At 70.6% G+C, this 16,660-nt stretch carries 13 protein-coding genes, 2 pseudogenes and 1 riboswitch; of the genes and pseudogenes, 8 read left to right on the plus strand and 7 right to left on the minus strand.

Features of this window, described 5'->3' with window-relative positions; all coding sequences use genetic code 11:
• Positions 1-267 precede the first annotated feature (267 nt).
• Complete coding sequence (gene recQ / locus PV396_RS20355; protein ID WP_416071459.1) at positions 268-2,328, plus strand: DNA helicase RecQ; 2,061 nt, start codon at positions 268-270, stop codon at positions 2,326-2,328.
• Between the two features lie 192 nt (positions 2,329-2,520).
• Here recQ and fahA read toward each other — a convergent pair whose 3' ends face one another.
• Positions 2,521-3,735: a fumarylacetoacetase gene (gene fahA / locus PV396_RS20360; protein WP_319206510.1), complete on the minus strand. Its 1,215-nt coding sequence runs from the start codon at positions 3,733-3,735 to the stop codon at positions 2,521-2,523.
• 241 nt (positions 3,736-3,976) lie between these two features.
• Here fahA and PV396_RS20365 point away from each other — a divergent pair.
• Positions 3,977-4,474: pseudogene (locus tag PV396_RS20365) on the plus strand (hypothetical protein); the annotation flags it as partial.
• A gap of 129 nt (positions 4,475-4,603) precedes the next feature.
• Positions 4,604-5,509: an HAD family hydrolase gene (locus tag PV396_RS20370; protein ID WP_319206511.1), complete on the plus strand. Its 906-nt coding sequence runs from the start codon at positions 4,604-4,606 to the stop codon at positions 5,507-5,509.
• Positions 5,510-5,599: 90 nt separating this feature from the next.
• Here the strand turns inward: PV396_RS20370 and PV396_RS20375 are convergent, their stop codons facing one another.
• Positions 5,600-6,136 (minus strand): transglycosylase SLT domain-containing protein, encoded by a 537-nt coding sequence (locus PV396_RS20375; protein ID WP_319206512.1) that lies wholly within the window; start codon positions 6,134-6,136, stop codon positions 5,600-5,602.
• A gap of 3 nt (positions 6,137-6,139) precedes the next feature.
• A riboswitch (cyclic di-AMP (ydaO/yuaA leader) is annotated at positions 6,140-6,305 on the minus strand.
• A 575-nt stretch (positions 6,306-6,880) separates the two neighbouring features.
• Between PV396_RS20375 and PV396_RS20380 the strand changes: the two genes are divergently transcribed.
• The 4 genes from PV396_RS20380 (at position 6,881) to PV396_RS20395 (ending at position 11,560) form a co-directional block, all read left to right on the plus strand.
• On the plus strand, positions 6,881-7,891 hold the full coding sequence (locus PV396_RS20380; protein ID WP_319206514.1) for a polyprenyl synthetase family protein: 1,011 nt from the start codon (positions 6,881-6,883) through the stop codon (positions 7,889-7,891).
• A gap of 321 nt (positions 7,892-8,212) precedes the next feature.
• Positions 8,213-9,574, plus strand: a complete 1,362-nt coding sequence (locus PV396_RS20385; protein WP_319206515.1) for a DUF2092 domain-containing protein — start codon at positions 8,213-8,215, stop codon at positions 9,572-9,574.
• A gap of 59 nt (positions 9,575-9,633) precedes the next feature.
• The gene (locus PV396_RS20390) at positions 9,634-10,617 is read left to right on the plus strand and encodes an ABC transporter ATP-binding protein (protein WP_319206516.1); all 984 of its coding nucleotides are present in this window, start codon (positions 9,634-9,636) and stop codon (positions 10,615-10,617) included.
• Positions 10,604-11,560: an ABC transporter permease gene (locus PV396_RS20395; RefSeq protein WP_319206517.1), complete on the plus strand. Its 957-nt coding sequence runs from the start codon at positions 10,604-10,606 to the stop codon at positions 11,558-11,560. Before PV396_RS20390 ends, PV396_RS20395 begins: the two co-directional genes overlap by 14 nt.
• A 37-nt stretch (positions 11,561-11,597) precedes the next feature.
• On the opposite strand, the gene PV396_RS20400 is transcribed toward PV396_RS20395, so the two are convergent.
• The 4 genes and pseudogenes from PV396_RS20400 to PV396_RS20415 all read right to left on the minus strand — a co-directional run bounded on the left by PV396_RS20400 (position 11,598) and on the right by PV396_RS20415 (position 15,898).
• Positions 11,598-12,479, minus strand: a complete 882-nt coding sequence (locus PV396_RS20400) for an amidase family protein (protein ID WP_416071460.1) — start codon at positions 12,477-12,479, stop codon at positions 11,598-11,600.
• A gap of 618 nt (positions 12,480-13,097) precedes the next feature.
• Positions 13,098-13,262, minus strand: a pseudogene (locus PV396_RS20405) (amidase); the annotation flags it as partial.
• 68 nt (positions 13,263-13,330) lie between these two features.
• A complete protein-coding gene (locus PV396_RS20410) occupies positions 13,331-14,740 on the minus strand; it encodes a hypothetical protein (protein WP_319206518.1) in 1,410 nt (469 codons plus the stop codon).
• Between the two features lie 195 nt (positions 14,741-14,935).
• Positions 14,936-15,898, minus strand: coding sequence for a M28 family metallopeptidase (locus PV396_RS20415; protein WP_319206519.1), 963 nt, complete (start codon positions 15,896-15,898; stop codon positions 14,936-14,938).
• 58 nt (positions 15,899-15,956) lie between these two features.
• Here PV396_RS20415 and PV396_RS20420 point away from each other — a divergent pair, with 58 nt between their 5' ends.
• Entirely contained in the window at positions 15,957-16,124 is a 168-nt protein-coding gene (locus PV396_RS20420) for a hypothetical protein (protein WP_319206521.1), read from the plus strand.
• On the opposite strand, the gene PV396_RS20425 is transcribed toward PV396_RS20420, so the two are convergent.
• Positions 16,125-16,631 (minus strand): VOC family protein, encoded by a 507-nt coding sequence (locus tag PV396_RS20425; RefSeq protein ID WP_319206523.1) that lies wholly within the window; start codon positions 16,629-16,631, stop codon positions 16,125-16,127.
• Positions 16,632-16,660 lie beyond the last annotated feature (29 nt).

Here is a 16,660-nt window from a genome sequence, read left to right on the forward strand (position 1 = left end):
TTCGCGGATCGCGCCGGGCCCCGGTCCCCTTTTGGGACCGGGGCCCGGCACGTGTCCACGGCGTCGGCCAGGGAGAGGGACGCGACGGTGGCCGCCGCGCGAAGGAGCCCACTCGGGCTGGAGGCCCGGTCCGGTGGAGGAACCCGGTGACGCGAGCGGGCGGTGTGGCGGGGTGGCCTGTGGATAACTCCGGGACTGTCGGTGCTGGCCCCTATGGTGGACGCAGTGGTCGAGGCGCGACGTACGGGGGACACGACGATGAGCGTGATGGGCGGGTCGGGTGTGATGACGGCAGCGGGTGAGGAGCCGGGCGCGACTGCGGTGGCCGGACCGGCCGGGGCAGTGGACGGCGAGGCGCTGGCCACGCTGCACCGGGTCTTCGGATACGACTCCTTCCGCGGTGAGCAGGCGGCGGTCATCGACCATGTGGTGGCGGGCGGTGACGCCGTTGTCCTCATGCCGACCGGTGGCGGAAAGTCGCTCTGCTACCAGATTCCGTCCCTGGTCAGACCTGGTACGGGGATCGTCGTCTCGCCGCTCATCGCGTTGATGCAGGACCAGGTGGACGCGCTGCGGGCGCTCGGTGTGCGGGCCGGGTTCGTGAACTCCACGCAGGATTTCGACGAGCGGCGGGCGGTGGAGGCCGAGTTCCTCGCCGGTGAGCTGGACCTGCTCTACCTGGCTCCGGAGCGGCTGCGCCTGGAGTCGACCCTGGACCTGCTCTCACGCGGGAAGATCGCTGTCTTCGCCATCGACGAGGCGCACTGCGTCTCGCAATGGGGACACGACTTCCGGCCCGACTACCTGGCGCTGTCGCTGCTGGGCGAGCGCTGGCCCGAGGTCCCCCGGATCGCACTCACGGCCACGGCCACGCACGCGACGCACCAGGAGATCACCCAGCGGCTGGGCATGCCCGACGCCCGTCACTTCGTGGCGAGCTTCGACCGGCCCAACATCCAGTACCGGATCGTGCCCAAGGCCGACCCCAAGAAGCAGCTGCTGTCCTTCCTCAAGGAGGAGCACGCGGGCGACGCCGGCATCGTCTACTGCCTCTCGCGCAACTCCGTCGAACGCACGGCGGAGTTCCTCTCCGCCAACGGCGTGGAGGCGGTGCCGTACCACGCGGGGCTGGACGCGGGCACGCGTGCGGCGCACCAGTCGCGCTTCCTACGGGAGGACGGCCTGGTCGTCGTGGCGACCATCGCCTTCGGGATGGGCATCGACAAGCCCGACGTCCGGTTCGTCGCCCACTTCGACCTGCCCAAGTCGGTCGAGGGCTACTACCAGGAGACGGGCCGCGCGGGGCGCGACGGTCTGCCGTCCACTGCCTGGATGGCGTACGGGCTGAACGACGTCATACAGCAACGGAAACTGATCCAGGGCTCCGAGGGCGACGAGGCCCACCGGCGCCGGTCCGCCGCGCACCTGGACGCGATGCTGGCACTGTGCGAGACGGTGCAGTGCCGACGCAGCCAACTGCTCGCCTACTTCGGACAGGACCCGGAGCCGGGTGGCTGCGGCAACTGCGACACCTGCCTGGCGCCGCCCGAGACCTGGGACGGCACGGTCGCCGCGCAGAAGGTGCTGTCGACGGTGTGGCGGCTGGAGCGCGAACGGCGGCAGAAGTTCGGCGCGGTGCAGATTGTGGACATTCTGCTGGGCCGGCGGACCGCGAAGGTGATCCAGTTCGACCACGACCAGCTCTCCGTCTTCGGCATCGGGGAGGAGCTCGCCGAGGGCGAATGGCGCGGTGTCGTACGGCAGATGCTGGCCCAGGGCCTCCTCGCGGTCGAGGGGGAGTACGGGACGCTGGTGCTGACCGAGGCGAGCGGATCGGTGCTGCGGCGCGAGCGGGACGTGCCGATGCGGAAGGAACCGAAGAAGGCCGCGACCTCACGGTCGGCCGGTGGCGGCGGCCGGGGTGAGCGCAAGGCGAAGGCGGCGGCGGTCGAGTTGCCGGCCGAACTGCTGCCGGCGTTCGAGGCACTGCGCGCCTGGCGCGGTGAACAGGCCCGTGAGCAGGGAGTTCCGGCGTACGTCATCTTCCATGACGCCACGCTCAGGGAGATCGTCAGCGTCTGGCCCGGCTCGGTGGCGGAGCTGGGCGGAATCAGCGGAGTGGGCGAGAAGAAGCTCGCCACATACGGGGAGGGCGTGCTGAAGACGCTGGCGGCGCTGGGCGGGGCGCCGGTGTCCGGGGCGGAAGAAGGGCCCGGCCCCACGGGCAGCGACGGCGGCGGTACGGGCCCCGGGCCGGAGTCCGACCAGCGAGGGCCGGACGACTGGCCCGAGATGGAGATGGAGCCCGAGCAGGAGGACTGGATGTAGAGGGAGTTGAGGAAGTTGCGGAAGTCGAGGGAGGAGGCCCTGCAGTAGGGAGGCGAGGGGGAGCGCGGGGCGGCGACGCGGGGCAGGGGACGAGGGGAGCGCGCTGCGGCCAGGCAGGGCCGGGACTCGCCGGATTGTCTGAGGGGCGCCGGAGCGTTTGCCGCCCCGGCCCGCCCCCCCCGGCCACGTCCCTCAGCTTGACGCGGTGATGGTGCCCGTCACCTCGCCCAGGCCCACGCGGGTGCCGCCCGGACCCGGGGCGCAGGCGGTGAGGGTGACCTCGTCGCCGTCCTCCAGGAAGGTGCGCTTGCCGGTGGGGAGGTCGATGGGGTCGCTGCCGTTCCAGGTGAGTTCGAGGAGGGAGCCGCGTTCTCGTTCGGTGGGGCCGCTGACCGTGCCGGAGCCGTAGAGGTCACCGGTGCGCAGGGAGGCGCCGTTGACGGTCATGTGGGCGAGTTGCTGCGCGGCCGTCCAGTACATGCTGGAGAAAGGGGGCTCGGAGATGGTGTGGCCGTTCACGGCGACGGAGATACGCAGGTCGAAGCCGCCGGGTTCCTCCTCGGCGTCGTCGAGGTAGGGAAGCAGGGGGTGGGTCCGGGCGGGCGGCGGAACCCGGGCATCGTCCAGGGCGTCCAGCGGGGTGATCCAGGCCGAGACGGACGTGGCGAAGGACTTGCCGAGGAACGGGCCCAGCGGGACGTACTCCCAGGCCTGGAGGTCGCGGGCGGACCAGTCGTTCAGGAGGCAGAGGCCGAAGACGTGGTCGCGGAAGTCGGACAGGGCCACGGGGCTGCCCATGGGCGACGGTGTGCCCACCACGAAGCCGACCTCCGCCTCGATGTCCAGGCGGACCGACGGGCCGAAGAGCGGCACCGGATCGGTGGGGGCCTTGCGCTGGCCCGAGGGGCGTACGACCTCCGTGCCGGAGACCACGACCGTGCCCGAGCGGCCGTGGTAACCGATCGGCAGGTGCTTCCAGTTGGGAGTCAGCGAGTCGGCGGCATCGGGGCGGAACATCTGGCCGACGTTCCGGGCGTGGTTCTCGGACGCGTAGAAGTCGACGTAGTCCGCGACCTCGAAGGGGAGGTGCAGCGTCACGGAGGACAGGGGGTGCAGGAGCGGGGCGACCGTCTCCTGGTGGGACGGGACGGTGACCCAGGCGGTGAGGGCGCGCCGGATGTCGGACCAGGTCGTGCGGCCCGCGGCGAGAAGCGGGTTGAGGGTCGGACGGGCCAGGACGGAGACATAGGGGGAGCCGAGCGCGGCGGCTGCCGCACCGGCGTCCAGGACGTGGTCGCCGAGACGGACGCCGACCCGGCGGTCCGTGGAGCCGGCCGGGGAGAACACGCCGTACGGCAGGTTGTGCGGGCCGAAGAGGTCGCCCTCGGGGACATCGAAGGGGGGCATGGGGTACTGCCTCGCTCTCGTGTGTCGTCAGTCGAAGCCAGTTGTCGGGCACGGCCGTTGTCGTGGCCGTCTGGATGGCTGGTGCGGCGCGGATCCGTCCGCGGCCGCGGGCTGGGGGTCGTGTCGTGTGGTCATGTGGTCGCGCCACAGGTTACGGGTGAGCTGCGGGCTCAGGGCAGTGTCCCCAGTGTCTAAAGAGTTCGTAATGTCCTGATGGGTGTCGTCTGGAGCTACTGATTCCGGCAACGCCTGGTCGCTGTGGGCCCTCACCTACCATCCGCATCCCTACCGCTACCTCCCCGCCCGGGCCCGTCACTACCTCGTGCGGCGCGTCCTCGGACCCCTCGGGGCGTGGCGGCTGCGCGACCGGTTCGAGGGGAAGGTGGAGGTGAGCGAGGTCGCGCGGATCGTCCGGGCGGGAGCAACCGGGGGTACGGAGGCCAAGGGAGCGCTGGAGGTGGGCCGTTCGGGCAGCGGAGTGAGCTTCGTCGGGGGCCGGCCGGTGTTGACCGTACGCGAACTCGGCGGTCGTACGCGGGAGTTGTCGGCCGACCATGTCATAGCCGCGACCGGCTAGCGCGTCGACAGCGCCGCGATGGACTTCCTCGGGCACGAGCTGCGCACGGAGCTGGCGGTGAGCCGGGCAACGCCGAGGGTCGGTGCCGGATATGTGTGTGGGGGCTGGGCCCTCGCTCGATCTTGTGAACCAGGGGTTCACCGCATCGAGTTGTCGTGCTGATCGTGGCCTCCCGGGGCGGTGTCCGCGGCAGGAACTGGCCCACGCGCCGGGGCTGTTGCTGCCGGGACGGCGAACCTCGTCCGGTTCGGGCGGCGGCCGAGGGGTCGAACGATCCGTATTCTCTGGATCATGCCCGCTCCCACCTCATACGCACTTATCGCCACGGATCTTGACGGAACGCTCCTGCGCGCCGACGACACGCTCTCCGACCGGTCACGGACCGCCCTGGCGCGCGCCACGGCCGCCGGTGCCCGTCATCTGGTCGTGACGGGTCGCCCCGCGCCGAGAGTCCGGCCGCTGCTCGACGACCTCGGTGCCGGGGGGCTCGCGGTGTGTGGGCAGGGAGCGCAGTTGTACGACGCCGGCGCGGACCGGCTGCTGTGGTCGGTGACCCTGGACCGGGAGCTGGCGGAGACCGCGCTCGGCAAGATCGAGGCCGAGGTCGGGCAGTTGTACGCCGCCGTCGATCAGGACGGGGTCGACGGGCTCACGCTGATCGAACCCGGGTACCTGATGCCGCACCCGACGCTGCCCGCCGTACAGGTGCCGTGCCGGGACGATCTGTGGGCCGCGCCCATCAGCAAGGTGCTGCTTCGCCACCCGTCGCTGTCCGACGACGAGTTGGCGTCGGCGGCGCGTGGAGCGGTGGGTTCGCTCGCGACCGTCACCATGTCGGGGCCCGGCACCGTCGAACTCCAGCCATGCGGCATCACCAAGGCGACGGGGCTCGCGTTGGCCGCCGAGTATCTCGGGCTGTCCTCGTCCGCCACCATCGCCTTCGGCGACATGCCCAATGACATCCCGATGTTCGACTGGGCGGCCCACGGTGTCGCCATGGCCAACGCCCATCCCGAGCTCAAGGCGGTTGCGGACGAGGTCACCCTCTCGAACGAGGACGACGGGATCGCGGTGGTGCTGGAGCGGTTGTTCGGGCGGGGGAAGGGCTGGGGGGACTGGGAGGCGCCGGTACCAGGGTCGGCACCTGCAGTGGCACCAGCATCGGCCTCGGCAGCGACACGGGTCGGCCGGCAGTAGGCCCGGGTAGGCGGCAATGGGCCCGGGTGGGGCGGGCGTCGTGGGTCTGGCCCAGGGGACGCCCGCCCCACCCGGGCAGGGACGGTCGGCCTAGTAGGCCCCGTACACGTTGTCTATCGATCCGTATCGCGCGGCCGCGTAGTTGCAGGCGGCGGTGATGTTGGCGATCGGGTCGTAGGGGTCGAACGAGGTTCCGGCGACGTGGTACGCGGCGAAGGTCGGGTCGATGACCTGGAGGAGCCCCTTGGAGGGGGTGCCGGCTGCCGCGTTCGAGTCCCAGTTGTTGATGGCGTAGGGGTTGCCCGACGACTCGCGCATGATGTTGCGGTAGAGGCCGTCGTACGTCCCGGGGATTCCCTTCTGCGCCATGATGTCGAGCGATTCGCGGATCCAGCCGTCCAGGTTGTTCGCGTAGTACGTCGTCGACGACGCGGCCGACGACGCGGCCGACGACGCGGCCGACGACGCGGCCGACGACGCGGCCGACGGGGCGGCCGAGGCCGTCGTCGCGGTCAGGAAGGGGATGGCCAGGGCTGCGGCGGCCGTCGCGGTGATGGCGAGTGTGCGCGTGAGTGCGAGCGGGCGGCGAAGGGTTCTCGCGCGGTTGTGCTGACCTCGTGCGGGCATGGTGAGTCCTCTCCGGCGCCTACGAGGTGAGCTGTCGGGTTCGGGCGGGAGATGCCCGGCCGGGCGCGTTGCGGCGCGCGGCTTCACCCCTAGCCGCTCCGGTGTCGATGTCCGGACCGGCGGCTTACCTGGGTCCCCCGCTCCTGCCTGCGTGAGTCACATGTGGGTGGGTGGTTGCTGCTCTACGGGCGGCGGCAGGATTCGGCGATCCGCCCGGTGTGGCGCGAAACGTATGCGAGAGCACACGGGTGGAACAAGGGGCGGAAATGCAGGACTTACTCATATCGTCCGCCCGTTGGGGATAAAACGGGCAAATAGTAAAGGGCGAGTGAGGGAGTAACTTGCCTTTGTGAACGGGAAGTTTGCGGGGAGGAGGGGGTGTGGGCTGATTGGCGACGTGACTCGAATCACGGGTGGGGGGTAGATGTGGTGATGATGGGGCGAGTGGTGGGTTTGGGGTGTTTCGAGGGTTTTGGGGTATGTGTCGGTCGCCGGAAGGGGTCGTGCGTTGTTCCGGTGAGGATCGCGGCAGCGAGGTGTGGAGTGTGGGGCGCGGTGTGCTTATAAATGTCCATGCTTTGGACTGATCAAAAACATTCCGGTCGTGATCCGATACCGCCCGGCCTGGACGGGCGGGCGCTCGCGGTGATCGAAACGTGACCGGATACGCTGACTCGAGTGAGGGCAGCGACCTATCGACACACCGTGTGACCGCCAGTAGACACAGCAGACAGGAGATCCCTCGTGACCGTCGTCGGGCCGTTCGGGCTGAGCGTGCGGGACCAGGCTCTCGAAGCCGATGTCCAGGCCGGATTGGCGGCTGTCGAGGAAGGTTTGCTCGAAGCCACCAAGAGCGAGGTCCCCTTCATCACGGAGGCCGCGCAGCATCTCGTACGGGCGGGCGGTAAGCGGTTCAGGCCGCTGCTCGTGATGCTCGCGGCGCAGTTCGGGGACCGGCACGCGCCGGGGATCGTGCCGTCCGCGGTGGTGGTGGAGCTGACCCACCTCGCGACGCTGTATCACGACGACGTCATGGACGAGGCCGAGGTGCGGCGCGGGGTGCCCAGCGCCAACACGCGCTGGGGGAACTCCGTCGCGGTCCTCACCGGGGACTTCCTGTTCGCGCGCGCCTCGCACATCCTCGCCGACCTCGGGCCCGAGGCGGTCCGGGTGCAGGCGGAGGCGTTCGAGCGGCTGGTGACCGGGCAGATCCTGGAGACCGCGGGGCCGTCGGACGGGCGGGACCCCGTCGAGCACTATCTGGACGTGCTCGGCGGCAAGACCGGATCGCTGGTGGCGGTGGCCTGCCGGTTCGGGGCGATGATGTCCGGTGCCGACGACAGTGTCGTGGATGTGCTCACCCAGTACGGGGAGCGGCTCGGGGTCGCCTTCCAGCTCGCGGACGACGTGCTGGACATCGCGTCCGACTCCCACGAGTCGGGGAAGACGCCCGGGACGGATCTGCGCGAGGGCATTCCCACGATGCCTGTGCTGCGATTGCGGGAGCGGGTGGCTCGACTGGGGCTGGCCGAGGACATCGCGCTGTGTGAGCTGCTGGACTCCGACCTGAGTGACGACGCGCGGCACGCGGAGGCCCTGGCCCGGCTGCGGGTGCATCCGGCGCTGGAGCAGGCTCGGCGGGACACGGTGCGGTATGCGGAGGACGCGCGGGCGGCGTTGGCGCCGTTGGTGGAGTGCGATGCGAAGGCCGCGCTGCTGGAGATGTGCGACGCGGTGGTGCATCGGGCCGGGTGAGGGTTCGCCCCCGCCGCCCTTACCCGTCCCATCCTGTCCCTGGGGGCTGCGCCCCCAGACCCCTCTCCGCGCTGAACGCGCTCGTCCTCAAGCGCCGGACGGGCTGGAAATGCGGGTGTCCCCTACGGGTCAGGGGACGCGAGGTGCCCCCATGTCATCCCGTGGCAGTACGTGGAGTTGAGCCCAAGGTCTGACGATTCCCCACCTCCGATTTGGTGAGATGGAAACCACCACTCCTCACCGGTTCGGGTGAGAATGGCGGCTCAGGGTGGACAGAGTGTGGGACGGACAGCCGCCGCCGACGACGGAGGTAAGGCACACATGGCACCGTACGAAGAGGCCAAGGCGGGGAACCGGATCGAGGCCGACACCGTGGCCGGGATCGAGGCCGAGGACGTGCCGTCCCGGCGCCGCAAGGCCGCGCGTTACGCCGCCCCGGCCGTGGTGATCGGTCTGACGGTCGCGACGATCGGGCTGGTACCGGCGTTCGCCGGCTCCGGTGACCCCGATCTGCCGAAGATCAGCGCGCAGGAACTCATCGAGAAGATCGCCGCCTCGGACGTACAGCAGCTGTCCGGCACGGTGAAGATCAGTACGGATCTGGGGCTGCCCGACCTCGGCGGTCTGGAGAGCGGGCTGCTGTCGGGCGGTGGTCTCGGCGGGGATTCCGACGGCTCGGGTTCGGCCGCCGATCCGAGCGCCAAGCTTCTCGAACTGGCCTCCGGCACGCACACCGTACGCGTCGCCCTGGACGGACCCGACAAGCAGAAGATCTCTCTGCTGGAGAAGGCCGCCGAGTACAGCGTGATCCACAACGGTGACGAGGTGTGGGCGTACGACAGCGCGTCGAACGAGGCGTTCCACGCGACGGCCCCCGAATCCGCGGGCAAGCACGAGAAGGGTGAGGGCGAGGGCAAGGACCGGGTTCTGCCCGGCGACGACGTGCCCGCCACGCCCGGTCGGCTCGCCGAGGAGGCCCTGAAGGCGGTCGACGACACGACCTCAGTGACCGTCGACGGGACGGCCCACGTCGCCGGCCGGGACGCGTACAAGCTGGTCATCAAGCCGAAGGAGTCCGGCTCCACGGTCGGGGCGATCAGTGTCGCCGTCGACTCGAAGACCGGGACGCCGCTGAAGTTCACGCTCACCCCGGCGAGCGGCGGGGCCGCCGTCTTGGACGCCGGGTTCGTCGATGTCGACTTCGCCAAGCCCGCCGCCTCCACCTTCGACTTCACCCCGCCCAAGGGGACCAAGGTCACGGAGGAGGGCGGCCCGGGCAAGGCCGACGAGGCGCCGGGCAAGGACTTCGGGAAGGACTTCGGCAAGGAATTCGGTGAGGAGTTCGACGAGGGCCTCATGGGGCCTGACGGTCACGGGTGGGCGAACGGCTCCGAACGTGACGGCGCCGGCGAGGGCGGCAAGGTCATCGGCGAGGGCTGGAACTCCATCGCCGTGTTCGACTCCGGTGCCGAAGGCGGCATGCCGTCGGGCGACGCCTCGTCCGACGCCGGGATGTTCGGCGGCTTCCTCGGCTCCTTCGGCGACAAGGTCTCCGGCGACTTCGGCTCCGGCACGGTCTTCAAGACCCGCCTGGTCAACGCCCTGATGACGGACGACGGCAAGGTCTACGTCGGCGCGGTCACGAAGGACGCCCTGGTCAAGGCGGCGAACGCGGCCAAGTAACTCCCTTAGGGGAACCGCCGTAGGGGAACCGAGTAGAGGCACGACGATTGAGGGAGCCCATGGAGGAACCGTCCGCCGCGGAGCCGGAAGAGGCGCACCGGGACGACGACGCGGTCATCGTCACCCGCGCCCTCACCAAGCGCTACCGCGGCGGACAGCTCGCCGTCGACGCTCTCGACCTCACCGTCCCGGCGGGCAGCGTCTTCGGCTTCCTCGGGCCCAACGGCTCGGGCAAGACCACGACGATCCGCATGCTGATGGGCCTGATCGAGCCGACATCGGGCGCGGCGCGGGTGCTGGGGCGACCGATGCCCCGCGCCACCCGCGCCGTCCTGCCGCAGGTCGGCGCGCTCATCGAGGGGCCCGCGCTGTACGGCTTCCTCTCGGGCCGCGACAACCTCGTACGGTACGACTCCGCCGACCCGACCGCCGATCCGCGCACCCGGCGTGCGCGCGTCGGCGCGGCGCTGGACCGGGTGGGTCTGACGGCCGCCGCAGGCAAGAAGGCGAAGGCGTACTCGCTGGGTATGAAGCAGCGGCTCGGTCTCGCGGCGGCGCTGCTCCAGCCGCGGCGGCTGCTCGTCCTCGACGAGCCGACCAACGGGCTCGATCCGCAGGGGATGCGTGAAATCCGCTCCCTGGTACGGGAGTTGGCGTCAGACGGCACCACCGTCTTCCTCTCCTCCCACCTCCTCGACGAGATCGAGCAGGTCTGTACGCACGCCGCCGTGATGGCGCAGGGGCGGCTGATCACCCAGGGCGCGGTGGCCGAGCTGGCCGCCGGAGCCCGGGGTCGGCTGGTCGTGACGACGCCCGACGCGGCGGACGCGGCCCGCGTACTCAAGGAACAGGGCGTGGGCGACGTGATCGCGACCGAGGATCGGGTGACCGGCGAGGTGCCGGAAGGCGATCGTGAACTCGCCGATCTGAACGCCGCGTTGGTCGGCGCGGGCGTCCGCGTCCGGGGCTTCGGCATCGAACGGGCGTCCCTGGAGGACGCGTTCGTGGCGCTGACAGGGGAGGGCTTCGATGTCGCGGGCTGAGACCACCAATACGTCTGCTACCTCTCCTTCCTCTCCTCCCTCTCCTACCCCGCGTACGGACACCGTCCGGGCTACGCGAACTCCCCGCACCCCCAGCCCCCTCTGGAGCCTGAGCCTTTTCCGCAGCGAGCTCGTCACCACCTTCCGGCGCTGGCGGACCCTCGCACTGCTCGCCGTGCTCGCCGCCGTACCGATCGTCCTCGGTATCGCCGTGAAGATCGAGACGAGCGACGGTTCGTCAGCGGTGGGTGGCGGTCCCGAGGGCGGCGGGGGGCCGGCGTTCATCTCGCAGATCAGCAACAACGGTCTGTTCCTGGTGTTCACGGCACTGGCCGCGACCCTCCCGTTCTTCCTCCCGATGGCCATCGGCGTCATCGCGGGCGACGCGATCGCCGGCGAGTCGAGCGCGGGCACGCTCCGCTATCTGCTGGTCGCCCCGGCCGGCCGTACCCGTTTGCTGCTCACCAAATACGCGACCACACTGACGTTCTGCCTGGTCGCGACGCTGGTGGTGGCGATATCGGCGCTCACGATCGGCGCGTTCCTCTTTCCGCTCGGCGACCTGATGACCATCTCCGGTACGAACATCAGCTTCACGGAGGGTCTCGGGCGGGCGTTGCTGATCGCACTGGTTGTCGCCGCGTCACTGATCGGGGTGGCGGCGCTCGGCCTGTTCGTCTCCACCCTGACGAGCAGCGGCATCGCGGCGATGGCGACGACCGTAGGGCTGCTCATCACCATCCAGATCCTCGACCAGATACCCCAACTTCACGCGCTCCAGCCGTACTTCTTCTCCCACTACTGGTTGTCCTTCGCCGACCTGATGCGCGAACCGGTCTACTGGGACGACCTGGTGAAGAACCTGGGCCTTCAGGCCGTGTACGCGGCGGTGTTCGGCTCGGCGGCCTGGGCACGGTTCACGACGAAGGACATCACGGCCTGAACTCCGAGTACGTACCGCGAGTACGTGAGTACGTATGTCACCGGGTTCGTGGCCGGGGCGCCCGTAGGCCCGCCCGTGTCTCCGCCTCCGCCATGACCCGCAGCAGCACCTCCTCCTCGCCGTGCCGGGCCACCACCTGGAGGCCGACCGGGCAGCCGTCCGGCCCGAAGCCCGCGGGGATGCTCGCCGCCGGGTGGCCGCTGAGGTTGAACGCCCAGGTGAGCGCGGTCGAGTACCGGTCTCCGGGGCCCTCGTGACCGTGCGGCGGGTTCGGGGTGGTGGGGGTCAGGATCAGGTCGGCCCGGCTGAACAGCTCCGCCAGTCGTTGGTCGTTGACCGTGCGCGGCGGGGATGCCGTACCGCCACCCGTATCGGTATCCGTACGCGCGTCCATGTCCGAGCCCGCTGCGCGCAGCGCCAGCCAGGCCGGCCCGGGGTCGTCGAGGCGCACGGGGAAATCGTCGGGTGGCAGCAGCCGTACGACCCCGGCACCGTCGAGCCGCAGCGCGGCGCCGTGCGCCACGAGGGCGGGCCCGGGATCGGCGAGGGCGAAACCGAGGGAGTCGGACCAGAGGGCGATGAGAGGGCGCGGCGCGTCCTGCTGGTCGCGGCCACCCGCCTCCCGTACCGCACCCACAGCACCTGCCGAGCTGCCCGCACCCTCCACTGCGCCCCCGGAGCCCCCGGCCACGCACCGCCAGTACGCCACCAGGTCAGCCGCCCGCCGGGCAACCGCGCCGACCGCGCTCAGCCCCGTCCGGTCGGGATGCGGAAGGCGCCCGTTCGTCGACTTGAGGCCGAACACCCCGCACCAGGCGGCCGGGATACGGATGGACCCCGCCCCGTCCGCGCCGGTGGCGAGAGGGACCAGGCCCGCCGCCACGGCCGCCGCGGCCCCGGCCGACGAACCGCCTGGCACCCGGTCCGCCCGCCACGGATTGACGGTCCGCCCACCGGCCCCGAGCCCCCACGTCTGCCAGGAGGCCCCGGACCCCGCCCCGACACCTGACTCGGACCCGGCCCCTGCCCCTGCCCCCGCCCCTGCCACGGCCCCTGACCCTGCCCCTGCCACGGCCCCTGACCCTGCCCCGGCCTCTGATACGGACCCGGACCTGGACTCCGGCCCTGACTCCGGCCCCGGCCCTGACTCGGACCTGGCCCCTGCTACGGACCCGGACCTGGACTCCGGCTCCGAACCTGACTCGGACCTGGCCCCTGCTACGGACCCGGACCTGGACTCCGGCTCCGGCCCTGACTCGGACCTGGCCTCTGATACGGACCCGGACCTGGACTCCGGCCCCGAACCTGACTCGGACCTGGCCCCTGCTACGGACCCGGACCTGGACTCCGGCCCCGAACCTGACTCGGACCCGGCCCCTGCTACGGACCCGGACCCGGACCCCGACCCGGATACGGGTTCGGAACCGGAACCGGACCCCGCCCCTGGTACGGAGGTCGCCCCCACCAACACGCACCCCGCGGCAGCCAACCGCACCGCGTCCGCCGCGCGCTCCCCGTACCGCCCCTTGACCGCGATCGGAACGCCCGCGAGCGGCAACCGCTCGCCCGCGGCCACCCGTGCGTCCACCTCGCGCGCTCGACGCACCGCCGCCTCGCCCCACACCTCCGCGAACGCGCACAACTGCGGCTCCACGAAGGCGATCCGCGCGAGCGCGTCGGTGACGACCTCGACGGCGGTCACCTCCCGCGCCCGTACGGCGGCGGCGATCTCGTCGACCGTGAGATCCGCGAAACGCCCCCCGGCCCGGCTCAACTCTCCGCGCGCCCGGAGAGCAGGATCCCGCCGCCCTCGATCCAGGTGAGGAAGATGCCGGCGCCGGCCGGCGTGTACGCGGGCACCTCCGTGCCGGTGGGCAGGGCCTTCGGGGCGCCTGTCGAGGCGGGGATCTCGACGGCGACGCGCGGGCTCGAGCCCGGCACGATTCCGTACGCCGTGCCGTCGTCGCGTACGGAGTCGATCAGCATGTCCTTGCGGCCCTCGTCCCCGTCCGCGCCCGCGGCGAGGCAGACCGCGGTGCCCTTCTGGAGGTCGAACAGCATCCAGCCGTACGCGAGATAGCGGCCGTTCGGTGAGACGGACGTCAGGACGCTGTCGCCGAGGACGGTGTCGTCGCTGTCGAACGTCTGCGTGAGCGTGCGGTCGCGGCACTCGGCGCGCAGCAGGACCTTGCCGGTCGCGGCGTCGTGCACGGTCCGCACGGTCTCCTCGGAACCGTCCGCGTTGGGGGCCTTCGAGGTGGTCCAGGAGGCGACGACCTTGCCGTCGGCGATCGTCTGGGCGGTCCCGTTGGCCAGGTCGGGGCCGAAGCCGGCGGACTGCTCGGCGGCGACGCCCTCGGGTGTCACGTCCGAGCTGGACCAGCCGCCGGATACGCCGAATCCGCCGCCGGAGCCGTTCATGAGGGGCCCCCGACCACTGGTCCCGACGACCGCGCCCGTGCCGTCGCCCCAGGTGGTGACCTTGCCGCTCGTGACGTCGATGGCCGCCGCGTGGGCGTCGAACCCGTCGACCCAGCTGACGAGGGCCTGGCCCGCGCCGCCGTCACGGACGGACGCCTCGCCCTGGGCGGTGCCGTTGTTGGCCGCCACGGGGACGTCGATGGTGCGCAGCGGCGCGACCGCGTCCTTGGAGCCGCCGCCGGCGTCGGCCGCGTACACCACCGCCTGAACGATCTCCTTGCCGTCGTGCAGCTCGTCCTTGCCGGCCAGCCCGTGCGCCCACGCGACGAAGTACTCGCGCCCGCCCGCGCTCACGGCGGTCACCGAACCGGGCGCGGTGGCGGCGGGGTCGTTGCCCGCGGAGTCGTCCAGAGACCCCGGAGGGGTCCAGGGGGCGCTGGTCCACAGCACCTTGCCCGTCGTGGCCTTGCGCACCTGCACGTACATCTCGGCCTGGTCGGCGACCACGTACGCGACGGTCCCCGACCCGGGCGCGACCGCGACGGGCGCGGTTTCGGCACCCTTGCGCACCCAGGGCAGCTCCTGGTCCCAGCCGCGGTCGGCGGCGTAGGCGGCGGGGACGGTCAACTCGGCGAGCGAACCGCCGGGTTGACCGTCCGCCTTGGGATCACCGGCGTCGGCGGCCCGCTCGGCCTTCTCGGGCTGCGCCCCTCCGCCACCGCATCCAGCGAGAACCAACCCCGCGACGACGGCCGCCATCACTCTCGTAACTCTCGTACCAGCCCTGCGCATTGACGTTCCTTCCCCCGTGCCGCAACGTACTGACGTACCGGCGTACTGACGTACCGGCGTACTGACGTACCGGCGTACTGATGTACAGCGGTACCGATCTTGGCATCCGTACGATGCCATCGTCAGCGCGGTACGGGGGAGTTGGACCATGAACTGTGCGGGTTACTTCGACAACTCCCACACGGCGTACGCGGCAGCGTCACTGTTGCGGTCGAGGGCGGTGTCGTCGATGTTGGCCGTCGTGTCGCAGGACGAGTGGTAGCAGCGGTCGAACGCCCGGCCCGACGTACCACCCCACTTGGCCGCCTGCGCGGCCGTCTTGATGTAGTCGGCGCCGCTGAACAGACCGCCGACGGGGATGCCCACGTTCTTGAAGGGCGCGTGGTCGGAGCGGCCGTCGCCCTCGGTCTCGATCTCCGTCGCGACGCCGATACCGGCGTAGTAGTCCTTGAAGGTCCGCTCGATGGTCGGGTCGTCGTCGTAGACGAAGTAACCGGGGTTCGGCGAGCCGATCATGTCGAAGTTCAGATAGCCCTTGACGCGCGCACGGTTGGCCGAGGAGAGGTTGTTGACGTAGTACTTGGAGCCGACCATGCCCAGCTCCTCCGCTCCCCACCAGGCGAAGCGCAGGTGTTTCGTCGGCTGGTACTGCGCGCGGGAGACAGCGAGCGCGATCTCCAGGACGGCGGCGGAGCCACTGCCGTTGTCGTTGATGCCGGCGCCGGCGGAGACGCTGTCGAGGTGCGAGCCCGCCATGATCACCTGGTTGGTGTCGCCGCCGGGCCAGTCGGCGATCAGGTTGTAGCCGGTACGGCTCGACGCGGTGAACTGCTGGATGGTCGTGGTGAATCCGGCCGCGTCCAGTTTGGCCTTCACATAGTCGAGCGAGGCGCGGTAGCCGGTTCTTCCGTGTGCCCGGTTGCCGCCGTTGGCGGTGGCTATGGACTGCAACTGGGTCAGATGCGCCTTGACGTTGGCCACGGGCAGGTCGGGCGCGGCGGCCAGCCTGACGTCCGGTGCGGAGACGGCGCCGGCTGCTGTACCCGTGGTGAGGAGCGCGGTGCCGGCGAGGAGGGTGGCGGCCACAGCGGTGGCTGTGACACGTCCGGGAACCGAGAGCTTCATGTGGGGGGCTCCGAATTCCTTGGGAATCCCAGGGATTCCACAGTGGATAGGTGCCTGGATGGTGAAGCTCTGGCTAACAGTTCGTCAAGAGCGCTATCTGGACAGGGGTTTCGCATATCGGACGGATGCGGATATGCGTCTGGACAGCGGGATCGGGGTAGAAATGGTCATGGGCATGACCGATGCTGCATGGCTGATGCCGCCGCCATGGCTAATGCAGCCATGACTAGTGCACGCAGAATTCGTTTCCCTCCGGATCGGTCATCACCACCCACTCCCCACCCGCCTCACGGACCTCCCGCAGCACAGCCGCACCCAGCCCGGTCAGCCGCTCGACCTCCGCCGTGCGCCGGTCCGGCCCTGGATGCAGATCGAGATGGAGCCGGTTTTTGCTCGTCTTCGGCTCCGGGACGCGCTGGAACAGCAGCCGTCGCCCGAGCCCGGTCCCGCTGTCCTCCTGGTACGGGTCACCGGGATGCCGTACGGCGGCCAGGTCCCGCCAGACGCGTCGGCCGTGCGACTCGACGGTCAGCTCGGCCGGTACGGCCCCGAGGCCCAGCAGGCGTTCGACCAGCGCGCTGTGGTCCTCGACCGTGTACGCGAGCGCCCCGCCCCAGAAGTCGGCCTGCGCGTGCGGATCGGCGCAGTCGACGACCAGTTTCCAGTGAACGGGGGCGGGGGTGGGGGTGGGGTCGGTGGAGGGGGCGGGGGGTTGTGCGGGGGTGTCCGTCATGAGGAGAACTTATAGCGCGGCCTACTGAC

Source organism: Streptomyces sp. ME02-8801-2C, assembly GCF_033793965.1.
Taxonomy (GTDB): Bacteria; Actinomycetota; Actinomycetes; order Streptomycetales; family Streptomycetaceae; genus Streptomyces.